Genomic DNA, 18156 nt, shown 5'->3' with positions numbered 1-18156 from the left:
CGTGTCCGCCAAAGACACCTTATCGCAACAGATCGATGCGCAGACCTTCGCCATCGACACTGCCGGTTTCCATTCGCGCGGCGCGCACGCCCTGCCCGATCAGCGCCTGCCGCCAGGCCTCGGCCTTGGGTCCGGACACCGTCACCCGCAACGTGGTGTCGAGGTTCAAGCCACGGGACAGCAAGCGCAGCCAGGTGTCATCCGGATCGCCGGCCAGTTTTGGAAAATCCAGTTCGCCGGTGCTTTTCAGTTCCCGCAACAGCGTGGCCGAGGTCGGCAGCAGCTCACCGAGCGGTGCCAGTGCTTCAAACTGTTCAACGTGCAGATAAGCTTTGCGATTGCCGCGGGTGATGCTGTACAGCGCCACCAGCGTGTTGTCGCGCGGGGCCGCGAACCTCAGCAGCAGATAGGCCTGCTGCTCGTCGGCACCGTACAGCTTGGCGTTGCCGAACACCTCATTGGCCCACAGGCTGCTCTCGCCGCAATCCCGGGCCTGGCACCAGAACAACAGCTGGGCGTCCTGTTTTTGCAGGGCTTCGCGAGCGAGAGTGAAGGCTTCGGTGGCGGAATGTTCCGGCGGCAATTCGTAGGTCACCGAGGTGGTTTGCCCCCGGGCACTGACCTGGCCGTCAAAACGCAACTGGCCGCTGATCTTGCGGATCGAGCCGAGCGGGTAGATCCGCTCCAGCTCCACGGCAGGGCGATAGTCGACGATCTGCGCATCGGCCAGACGCGGCACGATCGGCAGGTCCTGACTGCCCGGCAGGTCGGCAGCGAATAGAAAGGGACTGAAACAGCACAGCGCCAGCAGACTGATAGATCGCATGGACAGGCTCATCGCAGGGGCATGGCCAGGGTGCCTTGAGGGCAGTTCGAAGTCGCAGCGGTGTAGAAATCCATCTTGGTTGTCTCCCATTTCAACCTGCCCAGCCTCGACAGTTGCCGGGAGCAAGTCAAGGAATGGCGAAGAACCGATTGAAACAGTCTGCGACAAGGTCGGCCCCGGCCTCATTGTTAAGGTGCAGATGGTGCCCGCCCGGCAGCTGTTCCCGGTCAAAGGGTAGACGCTCCAGCAGCTCCGGATGTTTGGCCAGCATGCCGTCGGCGGCGACCACCAACTGCGCAGGGCAGGCAATGCGCTGCACGAAAGCCATTGCCTGTTCCTGGGTCAGACGCAGCGGCGAAGGCAAAGTCAGGCGGTTGTCGGTGCGCCAAGTGTACCCACCGGGCACCGGCATCAGTCCGCGTTGCGCCAGCAGTTCGGCGGCTTCGCGACTGACCGCCACCAGCCCTTTCATCCGCGCTTCGATCGCCCGGTCGAGGGTGTTGTAGACCGGTTTGCGCTTTTCCCGAAGATCGAGCTGCGCCTGTAAGGCCATGCCCATGCGCTCGGCGGCATTTTCGCCTTTGTCGGTAGGAGGAATCACCCCGTCGATCAACGCCAGATGGGTGATGCGTTCGGGCAACGACCCGGCCAACACCAGCGAAACAATGGCGCCCATGGAATGCCCGAGCAACCCGAAACGTTTCCAGCCCAGTTGCTCGGCGACCTGCAGCACATCATGGGCGTAATCCCACAATGCGTAACCGGCGCCGTTCGGACGATGCCCGGAATGCCCGTGACCGGCCATGTCCAGCGCCACGATACGCAAGCCTTTGAGCTTCGGCGCCAGGCGCGCGAAGCTGTTGGCGTTATCCAGCCAGCCGTGAAGGGCGATCACCGGTAACCCGTCTTCCGGGCCGAACAGGTGCGCTGCCAGTTCGATATGCGGCAGGCTCAGGCGCACTTCTTCGACGCCGGGGTTCATGCGCAATCCTTGTCTTGCCGGCGCTCCCAGCGATCGAACAGGTTTTTCAGTAATTGCGCGGTGTCCTGCGGGCGCTCAAGCGGAAACATGTGCCCGCCGGGCACGGTCAGCGCCTCGCCCTGAGGCAGGCGTCCGACGAAGCGGGTGTGGTGGTTCATCACCACGCGGCTCTTGTGTCCACGTACCACCGCCAGCGGCACTTTCAATTGCCGGGTATGCGCAGGACTGGTGTGCGGCACGCCGCGATAGATGCTGATCTCGGTCGCAGGATCGAAGCGCAGGCGCAACTTGTCGCCGACCTTGTGCAGGCCGTGCTGCAAGTAGGCATCGAAACATTCCGGATCAAAGCTGCGGAACAGGGTTTTGCCGGCAAAATAACCTCGGGCGCTGTCCAGATCGGCAAACTCTTCGCGGCGTCCCAGCGTGCGACCGGCCGGAGTCAGTTTGTCGATGAAACCAAAGCGCTTGGCGGCGCGGATCACCCATTGATCGGTGCGGGTCAGCACCGGCGAGTCGAGCATCACCACGCCCCGATACAGTTCAGGGCAACGCAGTGCAGCGTGCAAATGCAACATGCCGCCGAAGGAATGGCCGACGCCCCACACCGGTTCATCTTGCTGTTGCAGGTGATGGATGAGTTCGTCGACCAGGTGATACCAGTTGTCACCCGCCGGGAAACGCGGGTCATGGGCATGTTGTTCCAGATGCGCGACCCGGTACTCGGGCGCCAGCGCCGCGAACAGTTTGCCGTAGGTGCCCGAAGGGAAACCGTTGGCGTGGGCGAAGAAGATCGGTTGCGACATACCGGCAAATCCATGAGCGGAAAACAGGCGTTGATTGTCCGTAAGACCGCGTCCTTCAGCAATGACCGTAACTGCCAGGAATGATGACAGTCCGGTCAGGGCTATGACGCTTCGGCCATCAACGCGCCGGCGGTTGTTCTCCCAGCGGCACCACTGCCATGGTCAAGCGCGACACACAACTGGCCTTGCCTTCATCGCTGGTCAGGCGGATATCCCAGACGTGGGTGGTGCGGCCGATGTGGATCGGTTTGGCCACCGCCGTCACTCGTCCGCTGCGCAGGCCGCGCAAGTGGTTGGCGTTGATTTCCAGGCCGACGCAATAGAACTTGCTGGCGTCGATGCACAGGTAACTGGCCATCGAGCCGACCGTTTCCGCCAGCACCACCGAGGCGCCGCCGTGCAGCAGGCCGTAAGGCTGATGGGTGCGATGGTCGATGACCATGCTGGCCGTCAGGGATTCTTCGTCGAAGGACTCGAAGCGGATGTCCAGCACTTCGCCGATGGTGTTTTTCTGGATTGCGTTCAACTGCTCGATGTTCGGAGTGGTGCGCCACAAGGTCATCGCAGGCTTCCTTTGTTGTTTTGATCGACGCTCAATCCTGCCACAGCACCGCCTCGCTGCGCTCGCTCCATTCTTCGAAACGTGCTCCGTAGGTGTCTTCGATGATGTTGCGTTTGATCTTCAGGGTCGGCGTGAGGAAGCCGTTCTCCACCGCCCAGCTGTCCTTGACCACTACCAGCCGACGCAGGCGCTCGTGCTTGTCGAGCACGGCGTTGACCTCCTCCAGCAGTTTTTCCAGGCTCGAATGCAGCGGCGCGCGGGGCTCTTCCCGGCCCACCGCCGAGAGCACGCACAACCCCAGCGGCGCACTCAGGCCATCGCCGACCACGCAGACTTGTTCGATCCGCGAATGCACCGCCAGCCGATTTTCGATCGGCGCCGGGGCGACGTACTTGCCCTTGCTGGTCTTGAAGATTTCCTTGAGCCGCCCGGTCAGGCGCAAGCGCCCTTCGGCGTCCTGTTCGCCCTTGTCGCCGGTGCGCAGGAAGCCGTCTTCGGTGAGGGTCTCGGCGGTTTTCTGCGGTTCCTTGAAATAGCCGAGCATGTTCGCCTGGCTGCGCACCTGCACTTCGCCGGACTCATCGATCCGCACTTCCACGTCGGGGCATGGCCGGCCGATCCAGCCTTCCTTGTATTGCCCCGGCAGGCAGATGTGCGAATACCCGCAGCTTTCGGTCATGCCGTAGACCTCCAGCACGTCGAGCCCGAGTTTCTGATACCAGCGCAACAGGGTCAGCGGCACCGGCGCCGCACCGGACAGCGCCACGCGCAACGCATCCAGCCCCAACCCCGCCAATACCTTGTGGCCGATCCGTTTGCCGATAAAGGGCAGACCGAGCAGGAAATCCAGACGTTTTGCCGGGATCTTGCTGTAGACGCCCATCTGGAACTTGGTCCAGATCCGCGGCACCCCGAACATCGCCGTCGGCCGCGCCCGCTTGAGATCGGCGAGAAAGGTGTCGAGGCTCTCGGCGAAAAACACAGTCTGCCCGGTATAGATCGACGCCAGTTCGACAAACATCCGCTCGGCGACATGACACAGCGGCAGATACGACAGCAGCCGGTCGTGCTCATTGAGTCCGAACAGCTGCGTGCCGCGCGTCGTCGCGAACCCGAGATTGGCGAAGCTGTGCATCACGCCCTTGGGCAGGCCGGTGGTGCCGGAGGTGTAAATGATCGTCGCCAGTTGCTCGGCGGCGGGACGCGGATCGTCCTGGATCGGCGAGCTGCGTTGCAGGTCATCCCAGTTGAAATCGAACGTGCCCGGCGGATGCAGCGGCAAGCTGACGGTGGTCAGGCCGGCTGGCACACCTGGCGACATGCCCGGCCAGTCATCGAGCTTGCCAATGAACGCCAGCACGCTTTCCGAGTGGGTGAGCACCTGATTCACCGATTCGGCGGTGAGGTTCGGATAGAGCGGCACCGAGACATGCCCGGCCATCCAGATCGCCAGATCAGCGATGATCCAGTGCGCGCAGTTTTTCGAGATCAGGGCGATGTGGCTGCCTTGCGGCAATTCCCGGGAGCGCAGCCAGTGCGCGGCGCAGCGGGCCTGATGGCCGACGTCGGCCCAGGTCAGTGTCTCGACCTGCCCGCCGCCAATCGGCTGCACCAGAAAACGCTGACGCGGGTGCCGGGCCTCGCGTTCGTAAAACACGTCCAGCGGCAAACGGAAGGCGGAAGACATTCGACTCGCTCCTGTTTTTTGGTCTGGAGCAAGCGTAGTCAACCAAGCAAGTGCTTGGTTGACTATTTCGTACAAAAAATTTCAGGGATGTTTAAGGCTGTTGAGCGTCATCGAACCGATCAGTAGCTCGCTGTGTTCGAGTTCGGCGAGCCCGGCGGTGCTGACCTTTTCCGGTGGGTAGCCCGCACCGTGTTGCAGGTAGCTGAGCAGGTTTCCCACCAACGGGTTATGGCTGACCAGCAGCACGTTGCTCACCGACACCAGTTGTTCGGCAACGCGGTCCGGGTCAACTTCCGGGGTCAGCCACTCGACCGTGCGGATCTCCGGCTCGAAGCCCAGAGCTTCGCGCACCAGTTGCGCGGTCTGCTGCGCCCGCAAGTACGGGCTGGCGTAAATGGCGGTCAGCGGCTGGCCCATCAAGCGGGCCGCGCTGCTCAACACTTCCTTGCGACCGTGGGCGGTCAGTTCCCGCTCGGAGTCGGGGCGCGAGCCATAAGGCTCGGCCTCACCGTGACGCAATACCCAGAGTTTCATAGCTTGGGTTCCTCATCCCGGACCGGATGCGGTGCCGGCGCGACAACGTGTGGCGCTTCACCTTCCGGCGTACGCGGCGCCGGCCAGTCGGCGAACGGCCAGGGTTTCTGGTCGCTGTGGAAGCTGCCGAAACGGCCGATCTGCGCCAGAAACTGGCTCAGGCTGTCGCCGAAATTCATCAGGCTGGCGCTCGGGGCGCCATAGATCAAACGATAGATCAACTGCACCAGCACCACCGCGCCGAGGATGAACTGCGCCACCTGCCAGACCAGGATGTAAACAATCATCCACAACACCCGCAGGAGGATGGATTCATATTTGGCTTCGGTTTTCGGATCGTTCATGGCCTGCTCCCTGCTGAATCAGTTGAAACCACTGGTGGAAATAAAGTCGACATCGGTTTTCGGCTCGGCGCGCATCAGCAGACCGATCACCTGCTCAAGCGTGCGCCCTTCGAAGAGGATTGCATGCAGTCCGGCGACCAGCGGCATGTAGACGCCAACCTCCTGAGCCTTGGCCTTGAGCACTTTCAGGGTATTGACCCCTTCGGCCACTTCACCCAGGCGCGACACCGCTTCGTCGAGGCTCAAGCCCTGACCAAGGGCGAAACCGACCTGGTAGTTGCGGCTTTTCGGCGACGAGCAGGTGACGATCAGATCGCCGACCCCGGCCAGACCGAGGAAGGTCATAGGGTTCGCCCCCTGATTCACCGCAAACCGGGTCATCTCGGCCAGGGCGCGGGTGATCAGCATGCTCTTGGTGTTCTCGCCCATTTCCAGCGCCACCGCCATGCCGGCGATGATCGCGTAGACGTTTTTCAGTGCGCCGCCCAATTCCACGCCGAAACGGTCGGCGCTGGCGTAGACGCGGAAAGTGCGGCCATGCAACGCGGCCTGCACGGCTTTGCAGAGTTCTTCGTCTTCACTGGCAACCACGGTGGCAGTCAGCGCGTGCTCGGCGATTTCCCGCGCAAGGTTCGGCCCGGACAGCACGCCGATACGTGCCTGCGGGGCGATCTCTTCGAGAATCTGGCTCATCAGTTTGAAGGTGTGGGCTTCGATGCCCTTAGTCAGGCTGACCAGCATCTTGCCGCTCAGGCGCTCGGCATGAGGCGCCAAAACCGTGCGCAGCGCGCTGGACGGCAACGCGACGAAACACAAATCGCAGGCGTCGAGGGTTTCCTGCAGGTCGGTGACCGCGGTCACGCCCGGCAGAATCTTGATGCCTTTGAGGTAACGCGGGTTCTCGCGATTGACCCGGATGGCCTCGGCCTGTTCGGGGTCACGCATCCACTGCCGGACTTGATGGCCGTTCTCGGCCAACAGATTGGCCACGGCGGTACCGAAACTTCCGCCTCCCAGGACCGCAATCGGGCGCTGTTCAGTCATATGTAATCCGTTAATCCATACCAGTGGCGATGCCGGCATTATACGGAGCGTCCCCTTCTCGGACAGCCCCGGCGTCAATTACCCGCACATGTAGGAAGAAGACCAATAAAACCGAGGAAAATGCCTGTAACGTGACTGGAAAAGTCGTCGAGCTCGGTTAACATGCGCGCCAATTCTTTGCTATCAAGGCTGCGTCGTGTTTTCTGGCCCCCCTTCCCCGCGTTCGTCCCTGCTGCTGGCGCTGCTGTTCAGCCCGGTGCTACTGGCGGACGACCTGTTTGTCGACAGTGAGGCCTTGCCGCAGATCCTGACCGCCACGCGCCTGAAACAGTCGCCGGCGGAAGTCCCGGGCAGCATGACCGTACTGGACAGCGAACTGATCGCCGCCAGCGGTGCCCGGGACATCAGCGAACTGTTGCGGCTGGTGCCGGGGATGATGGTCGGCAACATCAGCGGCAATCAAGCTGTGGTGAACTATCACGGAACCAACGCCACTGAAGCCCGACGCATGCAGGTGCTGATCGACGGCCGCTCGGTGTACCGCGCCGGTCTGGCGACCGTGGACTGGAGCGACATCCCGGTGGCGATGGAAGACATCGAGCGCATCGAAGTCTTTCGCGGCCCGAACACCGTCAGCTACGGCGCCAACGCGCTGATGGCAGTGGTCAACATCATCACCCGTAACCCGGCGGACAGCCACGGCACGCGGCTGAAGCTGACGCGCGGCCAACGCGGCATCAACGACTTCTATGCCAGCCAGAGCACCGGCTGGAATGGCGGCGACTTGCGTCTTTCTCTGTCCGGCCAGGAAGACGACGGCTTCGACAGCGACCGCACCGGCGCCGATTACCGCGACAGCCGCCGCTTGAACCGCTTCAGCCTCGCCGTCAGCCAGACCCTGAGCGACAACCAGAGCCTGGACTGGCAGATCAACGCCAAGGACGGGGCCAATCAACGGCCCTATACCTACCGTCCGGTGTTCTCCGGGATTACGGCTGCCGGGAACAATTCCGACGTGGTTGCCAAGGACTATGCCGGTTCGGTGCGCTGGAATCTGGACCTCAACCCCGATCACAGTCTTTATGTGCAGGGCTCGGCACAACACTGGGATCGTCAGCAAACCTGGCGCGCCTGTGACGCCGAGGTGTCGTTCAGCCCGCAGCTCACGGAGCTGTGGCAACTCAACCCGAACTACACCGAACGCCTGGCCCGCAACATGACCCTGTTCACCGGCCCCGGCGCACCCGCCGGCACGCCGCAGGAAATGGCCCTGGCCAATCAGGTGCTGGATCAGTGGCGCAACGGCGCGCGCCAGACCCTGTGCGGCGACATCGACCAGAGTGCCCGGGAATCGCGCTACGACCTGGAGTTGCAGGACACCCTCAGCCTGTCCGATAGCCTGCGTCTGGTCAGCGGCCTGAACTATCGTTACGACCGTGCCGATTCCGAGACCTATTTCAACGGCACGCTGGACGACACCACCTGGCGCGCCTTCGGCCAGCTGGAATGGCGCGCCAGCGAACACTGGCTGTTGCAGGGCGGCGCCATGTTCGAAGACACGCAATTGATCGGCAGCTCGCTGACGCCCCGGTTTGCGGTCAACTACCTGTTCAATCCGCGCCACAGCCTGCGCGCGGTGTATTCGGAAGCCATCCGTTCGCCGGACATGTTCGAGAACAACGTCAACTGGAGTTATCAGGTGACCAACCTGCGGCCCGCCGCCTATGGCCAGTCTTCGGCCCGCTACTTTGTCAAGACCCGGGGCCCCGGCGATCTGGACCAGGAACACATGCGCTCGCGGGAACTGGGCTACAACGGCTTTTTCCCGGAATGGGGCCTGGCGCTGGACGTGAAGCTGTTCTACGACGAAATCACCGGGATGATCAGCGAGCCGCTGCGCAACAATCAGTACATCGCCAGCAACGCCAACGATTCGCGCTTTCGCGGCACCGAGACGCAACTGGACTGGCGCCTGAGTGCGGCCGACCGCCTGCGCCTGACCTACGCCTTCGTCGACGCCGAGGCGAGCAATCCGCTGGACCAGCAATTCACCGCGCGCAACAGCGGCTCGGCGGGCTGGCTGCGCGATTGGGGCCACGGCTGGAACAGCGCCCTCTTCTATTACGGTGACAACGCGCTCAACGGTTACCGCTTCGAGCGGGTCGACACCCGGATCGCCAAACGCATCGCCTTGGGCAAGGCCCAGCTGCAACTGGCCGGCGTGCTGCAACAACGCCTCGACCATGAGCCGACCACCTTCGTCGACAACAATTACGACGAACGCCGCGTGGTGTATTTCAGCGCCGAGCTGGAGTTCTAGATGCGCTACGCCATGTCACGGAAGATGCCAACGCTCGGCCAATGGCTGGCCGGGCTGTGTCTGTTCCTGACAGCATGGCTGCATGGCGTGGCGGTGCAGGCGGCCGACATTTTGCTGACCGGCGCCGAAGAAAGCCCCGGCGTGCAGTCCTTCGTCCAGGCCCTGAGCGAACTGCGCCCGACCGACCGCGTGCATTTCCAGCCGCTGGCCAGTTTGCCGGCGCCGGGCAAGTTGCCGTCGAGCCTGCGCCTGATTCTGCTGGATCTGCCAAGCCTCGACTGGCGCATGCAGGAAAGCCAAGGCCCGGCGACGTTGGTCCTGCGCATCAGCCGCCTGCAAGCCCGGCAACGCTTCGGCGACGCGCAACCGCCCCACTTGAGCCTGCTGTGGGCCGATCCGCCGCTGAGCCGTCAGTTGCAACTGATCCGCCGGATTCTGCCCCAGGCCGGGCGAGTCGGCGTGCTGTTCGATCAGCACAGCGAGTTCCTGCTCAAGGAGCTGCAATCGGCCGCCCAGCCGCTGAACCTGCAAATCGTCCCGCAGCGCTGGGACAACACCCACGACAGCCGCCCCTTGCAGACGGTGCTGAAAAACAGCGACGTGCTGCTGGGCCTCGACGACCCCGACCTGTACAACCCGAAAACCGCAAAGAACCTGTTGCTCAGCAGTTACTCTCGGCAACTGGCGTTGGTCGGGCCGAATGTCTCGTTCGTTCGCGCCGGCAGCCTGGCCAGCACCTACAGCGATCAGAACGACTGGCTGGCCGTCCTCGACGAATTGCTCGACCGGCCACCGGCCACCTGGCCGCGCACGCTCTATCCCGGGCGTTTTAAAGTCTCAAGTAATGCGCAGGTGGCTCGTTCCTTAGGGATAGAACCGATGAATGAAGCGTCTGTCGCCGCAGAACTGGCCGAAGGAGAGCGCCGCCCATGATTTTCCGCCGTTGGGACATCAACACCCGCACCCAGTTGATCAGCCTGGGCCCTGCGCTGTTGCTGACCTTGCTGCTGATCAGCTTTTTCACCTTCGTGCGCATTCAGGATTTGCGTCAGGAACTGAACCACACCGGCCAGTTGATCGCCAACCAGCTCGCACCGGCCACCGAATACGGGGTGATTTCCGGCAACAACGAAGTGCTGGAAAGCCTGCTCAAGGCCACGCTGGCCACGCCGAACGTGCGGTTTCTGGAAGTGCAGGACAGCGCCAACCGGATTCTGGCGTACGTTGAACAACCGGCGGATGCGCACAATCGTCCGCATCAGGTCGAGGTGTTCCAGGCGCCCGTACGGCTGCAACGCATCGCCTTGCACAACGATTTCTTCCAGGACGGCAAGAGCAGCCCCGGCGTGGCCAGCGAGGACTATCTGGGACGGGTGATCGTCGGTCTGTCGAATGACGCGTTCAGTCAGCGCCAACAGGAAATTTTGCTCAAGGCCGGGATTCTCGCGCTGTTCGCTCTGCTCTTCACGTTCGTCCTGGCGCGGCGGCTGGCCGGTAGTCTGTCGCAGCCGATTCGCGACATCGGCAATGCGGTCAAGGCGATTCAGGACGGCGATTACAAGACCCCACTGCCGATTGTCGATGACACCGAGCTGGGCGCCCTGTCCCAGCACATCAACAACCTGGCCCAGGCGCTGGAGCAGGCCAGCCGCGAGCAGCATCAGGCGATGGCGCAACTGATCCAGACCCGCGAAGAGGCGGAGAAAGCCAACAATGCCAAATCGGATTTCCTGGCGATGATGAGCCATGAACTGCGCACGCCGATGAACGGCGTGCTGGGCATGCTGCAATTGCTGGAAACCACCGACATGACCGAGGAGCAGGTCGAGTACGCGGCGCTGGCTTCCGAGTCGACCGAGCATTTGCTCAAGGTGATCAACGACATTCTGGATTTCTCGCGCATCGAGCGTTCGGAGCTGGAGCTCGAGCACATTCCGTTCAATCTCGCCGAAGTGATCGGCGCCTGCGCCCAGTCGTTCCAGCACAGTGCGGCGCAACGCGGGCTGGCCCTGCAACTGCGGATTCCCGAAGACATGCGCGACTTGCAGGTACAGGGCGATCCGACGCGGATCCGGCAGATTCTGGTCAACCTGGTCGGCAATGCGCTGAAGTTCACCGAGCAGGGGCGCGTCAGCATCGAGGCGCAGTGGCAGTCGCTGGATCACGAGTTGCTGTGGTTCACCTGCGCGGTGCGTGACAGTGGCATCGGCATTTCGCCGGAGAGCCTGGAGCTGATGTTCAACGCGTTCCAGCAGGCCGACAGTTCGATTTCCCGTCGATATGGCGGCACCGGCCTGGGCCTGCCGATTGCCCGCACGCTCGCCGAACGGATGGGCGGCACCTTGCGCGCTCAGAGCGAAGAAGGTCGCGGATCGGTATTCACTCTGGAAATACCATTGGCTTTATATAAGCAGGCACTGCCCGCGCTGGCGGCACCGCGCACACTGAACGGCGACGGTCACGGCGAAGGACGCAATGTGCTGCTGGTGGAGGACAACCCGGTCAACCAGACGGTGATCGAAGCGATGTTGCGCAGTCTGGGATTTACCGTCAGCGTCGCCACCGATGGTGTGCAGGCGGTGCGCAGCGCCGGGGACAACCGTTTCGAAGCGATCCTGATGGATTGCCGCTTGCCGCTGATTGACGGTTACGAAGCAACCCGACAGATCCGCCGCCTGCCCGGCTGCGGCCATGTGCCGATCATCGCCCTGACCGCCAATGCGTTGCAGGGCGACCGCGAAAACTGCTTGTCGGCGGGGATGAACGATTACCTGGCCAAGCCATTCAAACGCAATGATCTGCAGCAGATTCTGCAGCGATGGGTGCAGTAACGGGGCCCTTTCGAGCATCTGCGACTGGCGTGAAAAGCGAAAGTGCGGCAGTCTTAGGCACCCGAACGAGCCTCAAAAGGGGCTTGATTAAAAATTTCAGTGCACAAGTGTACATTCATGTCCTTGGTGCTGTGACTTTCACCACAACGCAATAGTCTATGAGTAGGCTGCCGGTTCGAGGCATGAACGCGTCGATCGGCCGGGAAGATTTGCCCCACCTGCCGCATGGGATTATTGAGGAGCTCGCATGACCAAACAAAACGCCTTTACTCGGGAAGACCTGCTGCGCTGCAGTCGCGGTGAGCTGTTCGGCCCAGGTAACGCGCAACTGCCCGCCCCTAACATGCTGATGGTGGATCGCATCACCCTGATCAGCGAAGAAGGCGGCAAGTACGGCAAAGGTGAATTGGTCGCCGAGCTGGATATCAACCCTGACCTGTGGTTCTTCGCGTGCCACTTCGAAGGCGATCCGGTGATGCCGGGCTGCCTGGGTCTGGACGCCATGTGGCAACTGGTCGGTTTCTTCCTAGGCTGGCAAGGCCTGCCGGGCCGTGGCCGTGCGCTGGGTTCGGGCGAAGTGAAATTCTTCGGCCAGGTCCTGCCGACCGCCAAGAAAGTCACCTACAACATTCATATCAAGCGCGTCCTCAAGGGCAAGCTGAACCTGGCCATTGCCGACGGTTCGGTGACTGTCGACGGTCGCGAAATCTACACCGCCGAAGGCCTTCGCGTCGGCGTGTTCACCTCCACTGACAACTTCTAAGGGTTATTCGCATGCGCCGCGTCGTTATCACTGGTCTGGGCATCGTTTCGTGCCTGGGCAATGACAAAGAGACCGTCTCCGCTAACCTGCGTGCAAGCCGCCCTGGCATCCGGTTCAACCCGGAATACGCCGAAATGGGTCTGCGTAGCCAGGTTTCCGGCTCCATCGACCTCAACCTTGAAGAGCTGATCGATCGCAAGATCTATCGCTTCGTCGGCCACGCAGCGGCTTACGCCTACCTGGCCATGAAAGACGCCATCGCTGACTCCGGTCTGACCGAAGAGCAGGTGTCCAACCCGCGTACCGGCCTGATCGCAGGTTCCGGCGGCGCGTCGACCCTGAACCAGATGGAAGCGCTGGACATCCTGCGCGAGAAAGGCGTCAAGCGCGTCGGCCCATACCGTGTAACGCGGACCATGAGCAGCACCGTTTCGGCTTGCCTGGCCACCCCGTTCAAGATCAAGGGCCTGAACTACTCCATCGCATCTGCCTGCGCCACCAGTGCTCACTGCATCGGTACCGCCATGGAACAGATCCAGATGGGCAAGCAGGACATCGTTTTCGCCGGCGGCGGTGAAGAAGAGCACTGGAGCCAGTCGTTCCTGTTCGACGCGATGGGCGCCCTGTCCAGCAAGCGTAATGACACCCCGGAACAAGCTTCCCGCGCCTACGACGCCGACCGTGACGGTTTCGTCATCGCCGGCGGTGGCGGCATGGTAGTGGTCGAGGAGCTGGAACACGCTCTGGCCCGTGGCGCGAAGATCTACGCGGAAATCGTTGGCTACGGCGCGACTTCCGACGGCTACGACATGGTGGCTCCAAGCGGCGAAGGCGCCATCCGCTGCATGCAGCAGGCGCTGTCCACCGTCGACACCCCGATCGACTACCTGAACACCCACGGCACTTCGACTCCGGTCGGCGACGTTGCGGAAATGAAAGGCGTGCGTGAAGTGTTCGGCGACAAGGCCCCGGCCATCAGCTCCACCAAGAGCCTGTCGGGTCACTCCCTGGGCGCCGCCGGCGTTCACGAAGCGATCTACTGCATGCTGATGATGGAAGGCAACTTCATCGCCGGTTCCGCCAACATCGACGAACTGGACCCTGAAGTGGCCGATCTGCCGGTGCTGACCAAGACCCGCGAGAACGCCACCATCAACACCGTGATGAGCAACAGCTTCGGCTTCGGTGGCACCAACGCCACCCTCGTGCTGAAGCGCTGGGAAGGCAAGTAATTCCCTTCCGCTGAGCCGCACATGAAAACGCCCCGACCGGTTCGGGGCGTTTTTTTTCGCCTGGAGAAAGGCATTTTCAGCGGCGCCAAGATGAAACGTTTGTCATGCAACTTACCGCCCTGCGACTGAATGTCGCGGATTCAGTGGGCTCCAGCGCTGTTGCAGATTTCGCAAGAATACATTGCACAAATCGGGCGTTTACTTAGCAGGCTAACAAAATCTATAAAAGAGTCCTGCACACGCCTTGCTGCAGATAACTTGAGATTTGGAGCTAGCAGATGACTGTAAAAGTAACTGAACGCGACGATTCACACATGTCCCATGAAGGCGTAGCCGCCGGCGTACGGATCTGGGATGTGCACCAACAAGACTTGCTGGTCGGCATGTTCCACAACGAGATCGACGCCCACAACTACAAGGCCGAACTGGAACTGCAGGAACAGCAGCGGGATCGGAAATCCGCCTGAAGCAAAACCACAGCATTGAAAACGACAAACCCCGCCATGAGCGGGGTTTGTCGTTTTGGGGATTTCAGGGCCGCTTCGCAGCCCGGCGGAACCCGCTTACCACATCAGATCATCAGGGATCACATAGGCCGCGTACGGATCGTCCTCGGCATTGACCTCTTCGACCTTCTCGTTGAGCTGCACGATGCGCTGTGGATCGCGCTCCTGAATCTTCAGGGCCGCCTCACGAGGAATCACTTCGTAACCGCCAGCATGGTGCACGATCGCCAGCGAGCCGCTGCTGAGCTTGTTGCGCATCAGCGTGTTGACCGAGATGCGCTTGACCTTTTTGTCGTCAACGAAGTTGTAGTAGTCCTCGGTCGTCAGCTTCGGCAGACGCGAGACTTCGATCAACTGCTTGACCTGGGCGGCGCGGGCCTTGGCTTCCGCCTTCTCCTGCTGCTGACGGTTCAACTCCTGGTCGCGCTTGACCTTCTCGGCCTGGGCTTCCTGGGCAGCACGCTGCTGGGAGTCGTCCAGTTCGATCTGGCCTTTGTGGGCCAGACGCTGTTGTTTCTGTTTGTCTTTGCTGACCTGCTTGGCCTGCTTTTGGTTGACCAGCCCTGCTTTGAGCAACTGGTCGCGAAGGGAAAGGCTCATTGATGCTTACTCACTTGGGCAACGGCTCAGCCGCAGCTGGGCAAATTCTTTTCCTGACGTTTGGCTTCGCCCCACAGGGCGTCCAACTCTTCGAGGGTGCAATCTTCCATGGGTCGGTGGGTGTCGCGCAATGCCTGTTCGATAAAACGGAAACGTCGTTCGAACTTGCCGTTGGCGCCACGCAACGCGCTTTCCGGATCGACCTTCAGGTGCCGGGCCAGATTGACCACGGAAAACAGCAGGTCGCCGATCTCGTCGGCCACCGCTTGCGGGTCATTTTCGGACATGGCTTCGAGCACTTCATCGAGCTCTTCACGGACCTTGTCCAGCACCGGCAAGGCATCCGGCCAGTCGAAACCGACCTGCCCGGCGCGCTTCTGCAACTTGGCCGAGCGGGACAGTGCCGGCAACGCAGCCGGCACATCGTCGAGCAGTGACAGTTGCTGCGGCTCGACGGATTTCTCGGCGCGTTCTTCGGCCTTGATCTCCTCCCAGCGCTGCTTGACCTGCTCTTCGTTCAGACGCGGCACGTCCAGCGGCGCATACAGATCGCCGGTGGGGAACACGTGCGGATGACGACGGATCAGCTTGCGGGTAATGCTGTCGACCACGCCGGCGAATTCGAACCGCCCCTCCTCCCGTGCCAGCTGGCTGTAATACACCACCTGAAACAGCAGATCGCCCAACTCGCCCTGCAGGTGGTCGAAGTCGCCGCGCTCGATGGCGTCGGCGACTTCGTAGGCCTCTTCAAGGGTGTGCGGGACGATGGTCGCGTAAGTCTGCTTGATGTCCCACGGGCAACCGTACTGCGGGTCGCGCAGACGGTTCATCAGGTGCAGCAGGTCTTCAAGGCTGTAGATCGGTTTCATGGAGTCCGGTTACGCCGCGTTTCGATGATGTTCGGCAACTGGGAAATCCGCCCCAGCAACCGCCCCAGCGCGTCCAGACCCGGAATCTCGATGGTCAGGGACATCAGCGCGGTGTTGTCCTCCTTGTTCGAGCGGGTGTTGACCGCCAGCACGTTGATCCGCTCGTTGAGCAGCACCTGCGAAACGTCACGCAGCAGACCGGAACGGTCGTAGGCGCGGATGACGATGTCCACCGGATAGGTGAGCACCGGCACCGGGCCCCAGCTGACCTGAATGATCCGCTCCGGCTCCCGCCCGGCCAGTTGCAGCACCGAGGCGCAGTCCTGACGGTGAATGCTCACGCCACGGCCCTGGGTGATGTAGCCGACGATCGCATCGCCCGGCAACGGCTGGCAGCAGCCGGCCATCTGGGTCATCAGGTTGCCGACACCCTGGATCTGGATGTCGCCGCGCTTGCCCGGTTTGTAGCCGGTCGCCTTGCGCGGAATCAGTTCCAGCTGTTCGTTGCCGCGTTCCGGCTCGACCAGTTGTTGCGCCAGATTCACCAGTTGCGCCAGACGCAGGTCGCCGGCGCCAAGGGCGGCGAACATGTCCTCGGCGGTTTTCATGTTGGCCTTGTCGGCCAGCTTGTCGAAATCCACCGCCGGCAGACCGAGACGATTGAGTTCGCGCTCGAGCAGGGTCTTGCCCGCCGCGACGTTCTGGTCGCGCGCCTGCAACTTGAACCAGTGCACGATCTTCGCCCGCGCCCGGGACGTGGTGACGTAACCGAGGTTCGGGTTCAGCCAGTCACGGCTCGGCGTGCCGTGCTTGCTGGTGATGATCTCGACCTGCTCGCCGGTCTGCAGGCTGTAGTTGAGCGGAACGATGCGCCCGTTGATCTTCGCGCCACGGCAGTTGTGCCCGATTTCGGTGTGCACGCGGTAGGCGAAGTCCAGCGGTGTCGCGCCCTTCGGCAAGTCGATGGCGTGACCGTCCGGGGTGAAGATGTAGACCCGGTCCGGCTCGATATCGACCCGCAGCTGTTCGGCGAGACCACCGATGTCGCCCAGCTCTTCGTGCCACTCGAGGACCTGACGCAGCCAGGAGATTTTCTCTTCGTAGTGGTTCGAGCCGGACTTGACGTCGGTGCCCTTGTAGCGCCAGTGCGCGCAGACGCCGAGCTCGGCCTCTTCGTGCATCGAATGGGTCCGGATCTGGACCTCCAGCACCTTGCCTTCCGGGCCGATCACCGCCGTGTGCAACGAGCGGTAGCCGTTCTCTTTCGGGTTGGCGATGTAGTCGTCGAACTCTTTCGGGATGTGCCGCCACAGGGTGTGGACGATGCCGAGCGCGGTGTAGCAGTCGCGCATTTCCGGCACCAGCACGCGCACCGCACGCACGTCGTAGATCTGGCTGAATTCCAGACCCTTGCGCTGCATTTTGCGCCAGATCGAATAGATGTGTTTGGCCCGGCCGCTGATGTCGGCTTCGACGCCGGTGGCCTGCAATTCGTCCTTGAGCTGGGTCATCACGTCGGCGATGAAACGCTCGCGATCCAGCCGCCGCTCGTGCAGCAGCTTGGCGATCTGTTTGTACTGATCGGGTTCCAGGTAACGGAAGGACAAGTCCTCCAGTTCCCATTTGATATGACCGATGCCGAGTCGATGCGCGAGCGGCGCATAGATATCGAATACTTCCCGGGCGACCCGGTTACGTTTTTCGTCGTCGGCGGTTTTCACCGCACGGATCGCGCAGGTGCGTTCGGCGAGCTTGATCAGCGCGACACGCACGTCGTCGACCATCGCCACCAGCATCTTGCGCAGGTTTTCCACTTGGCCCTGGGTGCCGAGGACCATCGACTGGCGAGGGCTGAGGCTGGCACTGATCGCCGCCATGCGCAGCACGCCGTCGATCAGCTTGGCGACCACCGGGCCGAAGCGCTGGCTGACCGCCGCGAGTTCGATCTGGCCTTCGCGCACGCCGCGATAGAGAACCGCAGCCACCAGCGAATCCTGATCGAGCTTGAGGTCGGCGAGGATCTCGGCGATCTCGAGGCCCGTGCTGAAACTGCCGCTGCCTTCGGACCAGAGATTCTTCGCCGCATTGGATTGTTGCTCGGCCTGGCGAGCGTACTCGCAGGCCTCTTTCAAGGCTTCGCGATCCAGTGCCAGATCGACACTGACCGCATGATCGAGCCAAGCCTCGAGATTGATACTGCCGTCAGTGTTGATCGGCTGGTGTGCTCTCACCTGTACCATCTTGCTTTACCTT

General features: G+C 62.0%; 17 protein-coding genes. 6 read left to right on the top strand and 11 right to left on the bottom strand.

The window, feature by feature from the left end; genetic code table 11:
* Positions 1-19: 19 nt before the first annotated feature.
* The 8 genes from GQX66_RS02820 to GQX66_RS02785 form a co-directional block, all read right to left on the bottom strand.
* A complete protein-coding gene (locus GQX66_RS02820; RefSeq protein WP_240866116.1) occupies positions 20-826 on the bottom strand; it encodes a DUF4892 domain-containing protein in 807 nt (268 codons plus the stop codon).
* Between the two features lie 127 nt (positions 827-953).
* On the bottom strand, positions 954-1808 hold the full coding sequence (locus GQX66_RS02815; protein ID WP_240866113.1) for an alpha/beta hydrolase: 855 nt from the start codon (positions 1806-1808) through the stop codon (positions 954-956).
* Positions 1805-2611 (bottom strand): alpha/beta hydrolase, encoded by an 807-nt coding sequence (locus tag GQX66_RS02810; RefSeq protein WP_085745087.1) that lies wholly within the window; start codon positions 2609-2611, stop codon positions 1805-1807. Before GQX66_RS02810 ends, GQX66_RS02815 begins: the two co-directional genes overlap by 4 nt.
* Positions 2612-2729: 118 nt before the next feature.
* Complete coding sequence (locus GQX66_RS02805; RefSeq protein WP_007957810.1) at positions 2730-3173, bottom strand: hotdog fold thioesterase; 444 nt, start codon at positions 3171-3173, stop codon at positions 2730-2732.
* Between the two features lie 31 nt (positions 3174-3204).
* Positions 3205-4860 carry an AMP-binding protein gene (locus GQX66_RS02800; protein WP_102717786.1) on the bottom strand — a complete coding sequence of 552 codons (1656 nt, stop codon included), beginning with the start codon at positions 4858-4860 and terminating at the stop codon, positions 3205-3207.
* An 81-nt stretch (positions 4861-4941) separates the two neighbouring features.
* Complete coding sequence (gene sixA, locus GQX66_RS02795) at positions 4942-5394, bottom strand: phosphohistidine phosphatase SixA (RefSeq protein ID WP_007957806.1); 453 nt, start codon at positions 5392-5394, stop codon at positions 4942-4944.
* Positions 5391-5738, bottom strand: a complete 348-nt coding sequence (locus GQX66_RS02790; RefSeq protein ID WP_011335474.1) for a DUF4389 domain-containing protein — start codon at positions 5736-5738, stop codon at positions 5391-5393. The genes sixA and GQX66_RS02790 overlap by 4 nt, the downstream gene beginning before the upstream one ends.
* 18 nt (positions 5739-5756) lie before the next feature.
* Complete coding sequence (locus tag GQX66_RS02785; RefSeq protein WP_129973971.1) at positions 5757-6782, bottom strand: NAD(P)H-dependent glycerol-3-phosphate dehydrogenase; 1026 nt, start codon at positions 6780-6782, stop codon at positions 5757-5759.
* 196 nt (positions 6783-6978) lie between these two features.
* Between GQX66_RS02785 and GQX66_RS02780 the strand changes: the two genes are divergently transcribed.
* From GQX66_RS02780 to GQX66_RS02755, 6 genes are all read left to right on the top strand, one after another.
* Positions 6979-9102 carry a TonB-dependent receptor gene (locus tag GQX66_RS02780; protein WP_240866110.1) on the top strand — a complete coding sequence of 708 codons (2124 nt, stop codon included), beginning with the start codon at positions 6979-6981 and terminating at the stop codon, positions 9100-9102.
* Complete coding sequence (locus GQX66_RS02775; protein WP_102688133.1) at positions 9103-10035, top strand: ABC transporter substrate-binding protein; 933 nt, start codon at positions 9103-9105, stop codon at positions 10033-10035.
* Complete coding sequence (locus tag GQX66_RS02770; RefSeq protein ID WP_129973968.1) at positions 10032-11933, top strand: ATP-binding protein; 1902 nt, start codon at positions 10032-10034, stop codon at positions 11931-11933. Before GQX66_RS02775 ends, GQX66_RS02770 begins: the two co-directional genes overlap by 4 nt.
* Before the next feature lie 247 nt (positions 11934-12180).
* Complete coding sequence (gene fabA / locus GQX66_RS02765) at positions 12181-12696, top strand: 3-hydroxyacyl-[acyl-carrier-protein] dehydratase FabA (RefSeq protein ID WP_003227150.1); 516 nt, start codon at positions 12181-12183, stop codon at positions 12694-12696.
* An 11-nt stretch (positions 12697-12707) separates the two neighbouring features.
* A complete protein-coding gene (gene fabB / locus GQX66_RS02760; protein ID WP_007957797.1) occupies positions 12708-13928 on the top strand; it encodes a beta-ketoacyl-ACP synthase I in 1221 nt (406 codons plus the stop codon).
* A 278-nt stretch (positions 13929-14206) separates the two neighbouring features.
* Positions 14207-14395 (top strand): hypothetical protein, encoded by a 189-nt coding sequence (locus tag GQX66_RS02755; protein ID WP_039772867.1) that lies wholly within the window; start codon positions 14207-14209, stop codon positions 14393-14395.
* A 96-nt stretch (positions 14396-14491) separates the two neighbouring features.
* On the opposite strand, the gene GQX66_RS02750 is transcribed toward GQX66_RS02755, so the two are convergent.
* The 3 genes from GQX66_RS02750 to relA are packed head-to-tail and all read right to left on the bottom strand — an operon-like array spanning position 14492 to position 18143.
* Entirely contained in the window at positions 14492-15034 is a 543-nt protein-coding gene (locus tag GQX66_RS02750) for a DUF2058 domain-containing protein (protein ID WP_007957793.1), read from the bottom strand.
* A gap of 26 nt (positions 15035-15060) precedes the next feature.
* On the bottom strand, positions 15061-15894 hold the full coding sequence (gene mazG / locus GQX66_RS02745) for a nucleoside triphosphate pyrophosphohydrolase (RefSeq protein ID WP_240866127.1): 834 nt from the start codon (positions 15892-15894) through the stop codon (positions 15061-15063).
* 5 nt (positions 15895-15899) lie between these two features.
* Positions 15900-18143, bottom strand: coding sequence for a GTP diphosphokinase (relA, locus tag GQX66_RS02740; RefSeq protein ID WP_007957789.1), 2244 nt, complete (start codon positions 18141-18143; stop codon positions 15900-15902).
* Positions 18144-18156: the final 13 nt, after the last annotated feature.

The organism is Pseudomonas sp. B707 (assembly GCF_022496685.1).
Taxonomy (GTDB): Bacteria; Pseudomonadota; Gammaproteobacteria; order Pseudomonadales; family Pseudomonadaceae; genus Aquipseudomonas; species Aquipseudomonas paraglycinae.
The sequence above is the reverse complement of the archived record's forward strand: the minus strand, read 5'-3'. Positions and strand labels throughout refer to the sequence as shown.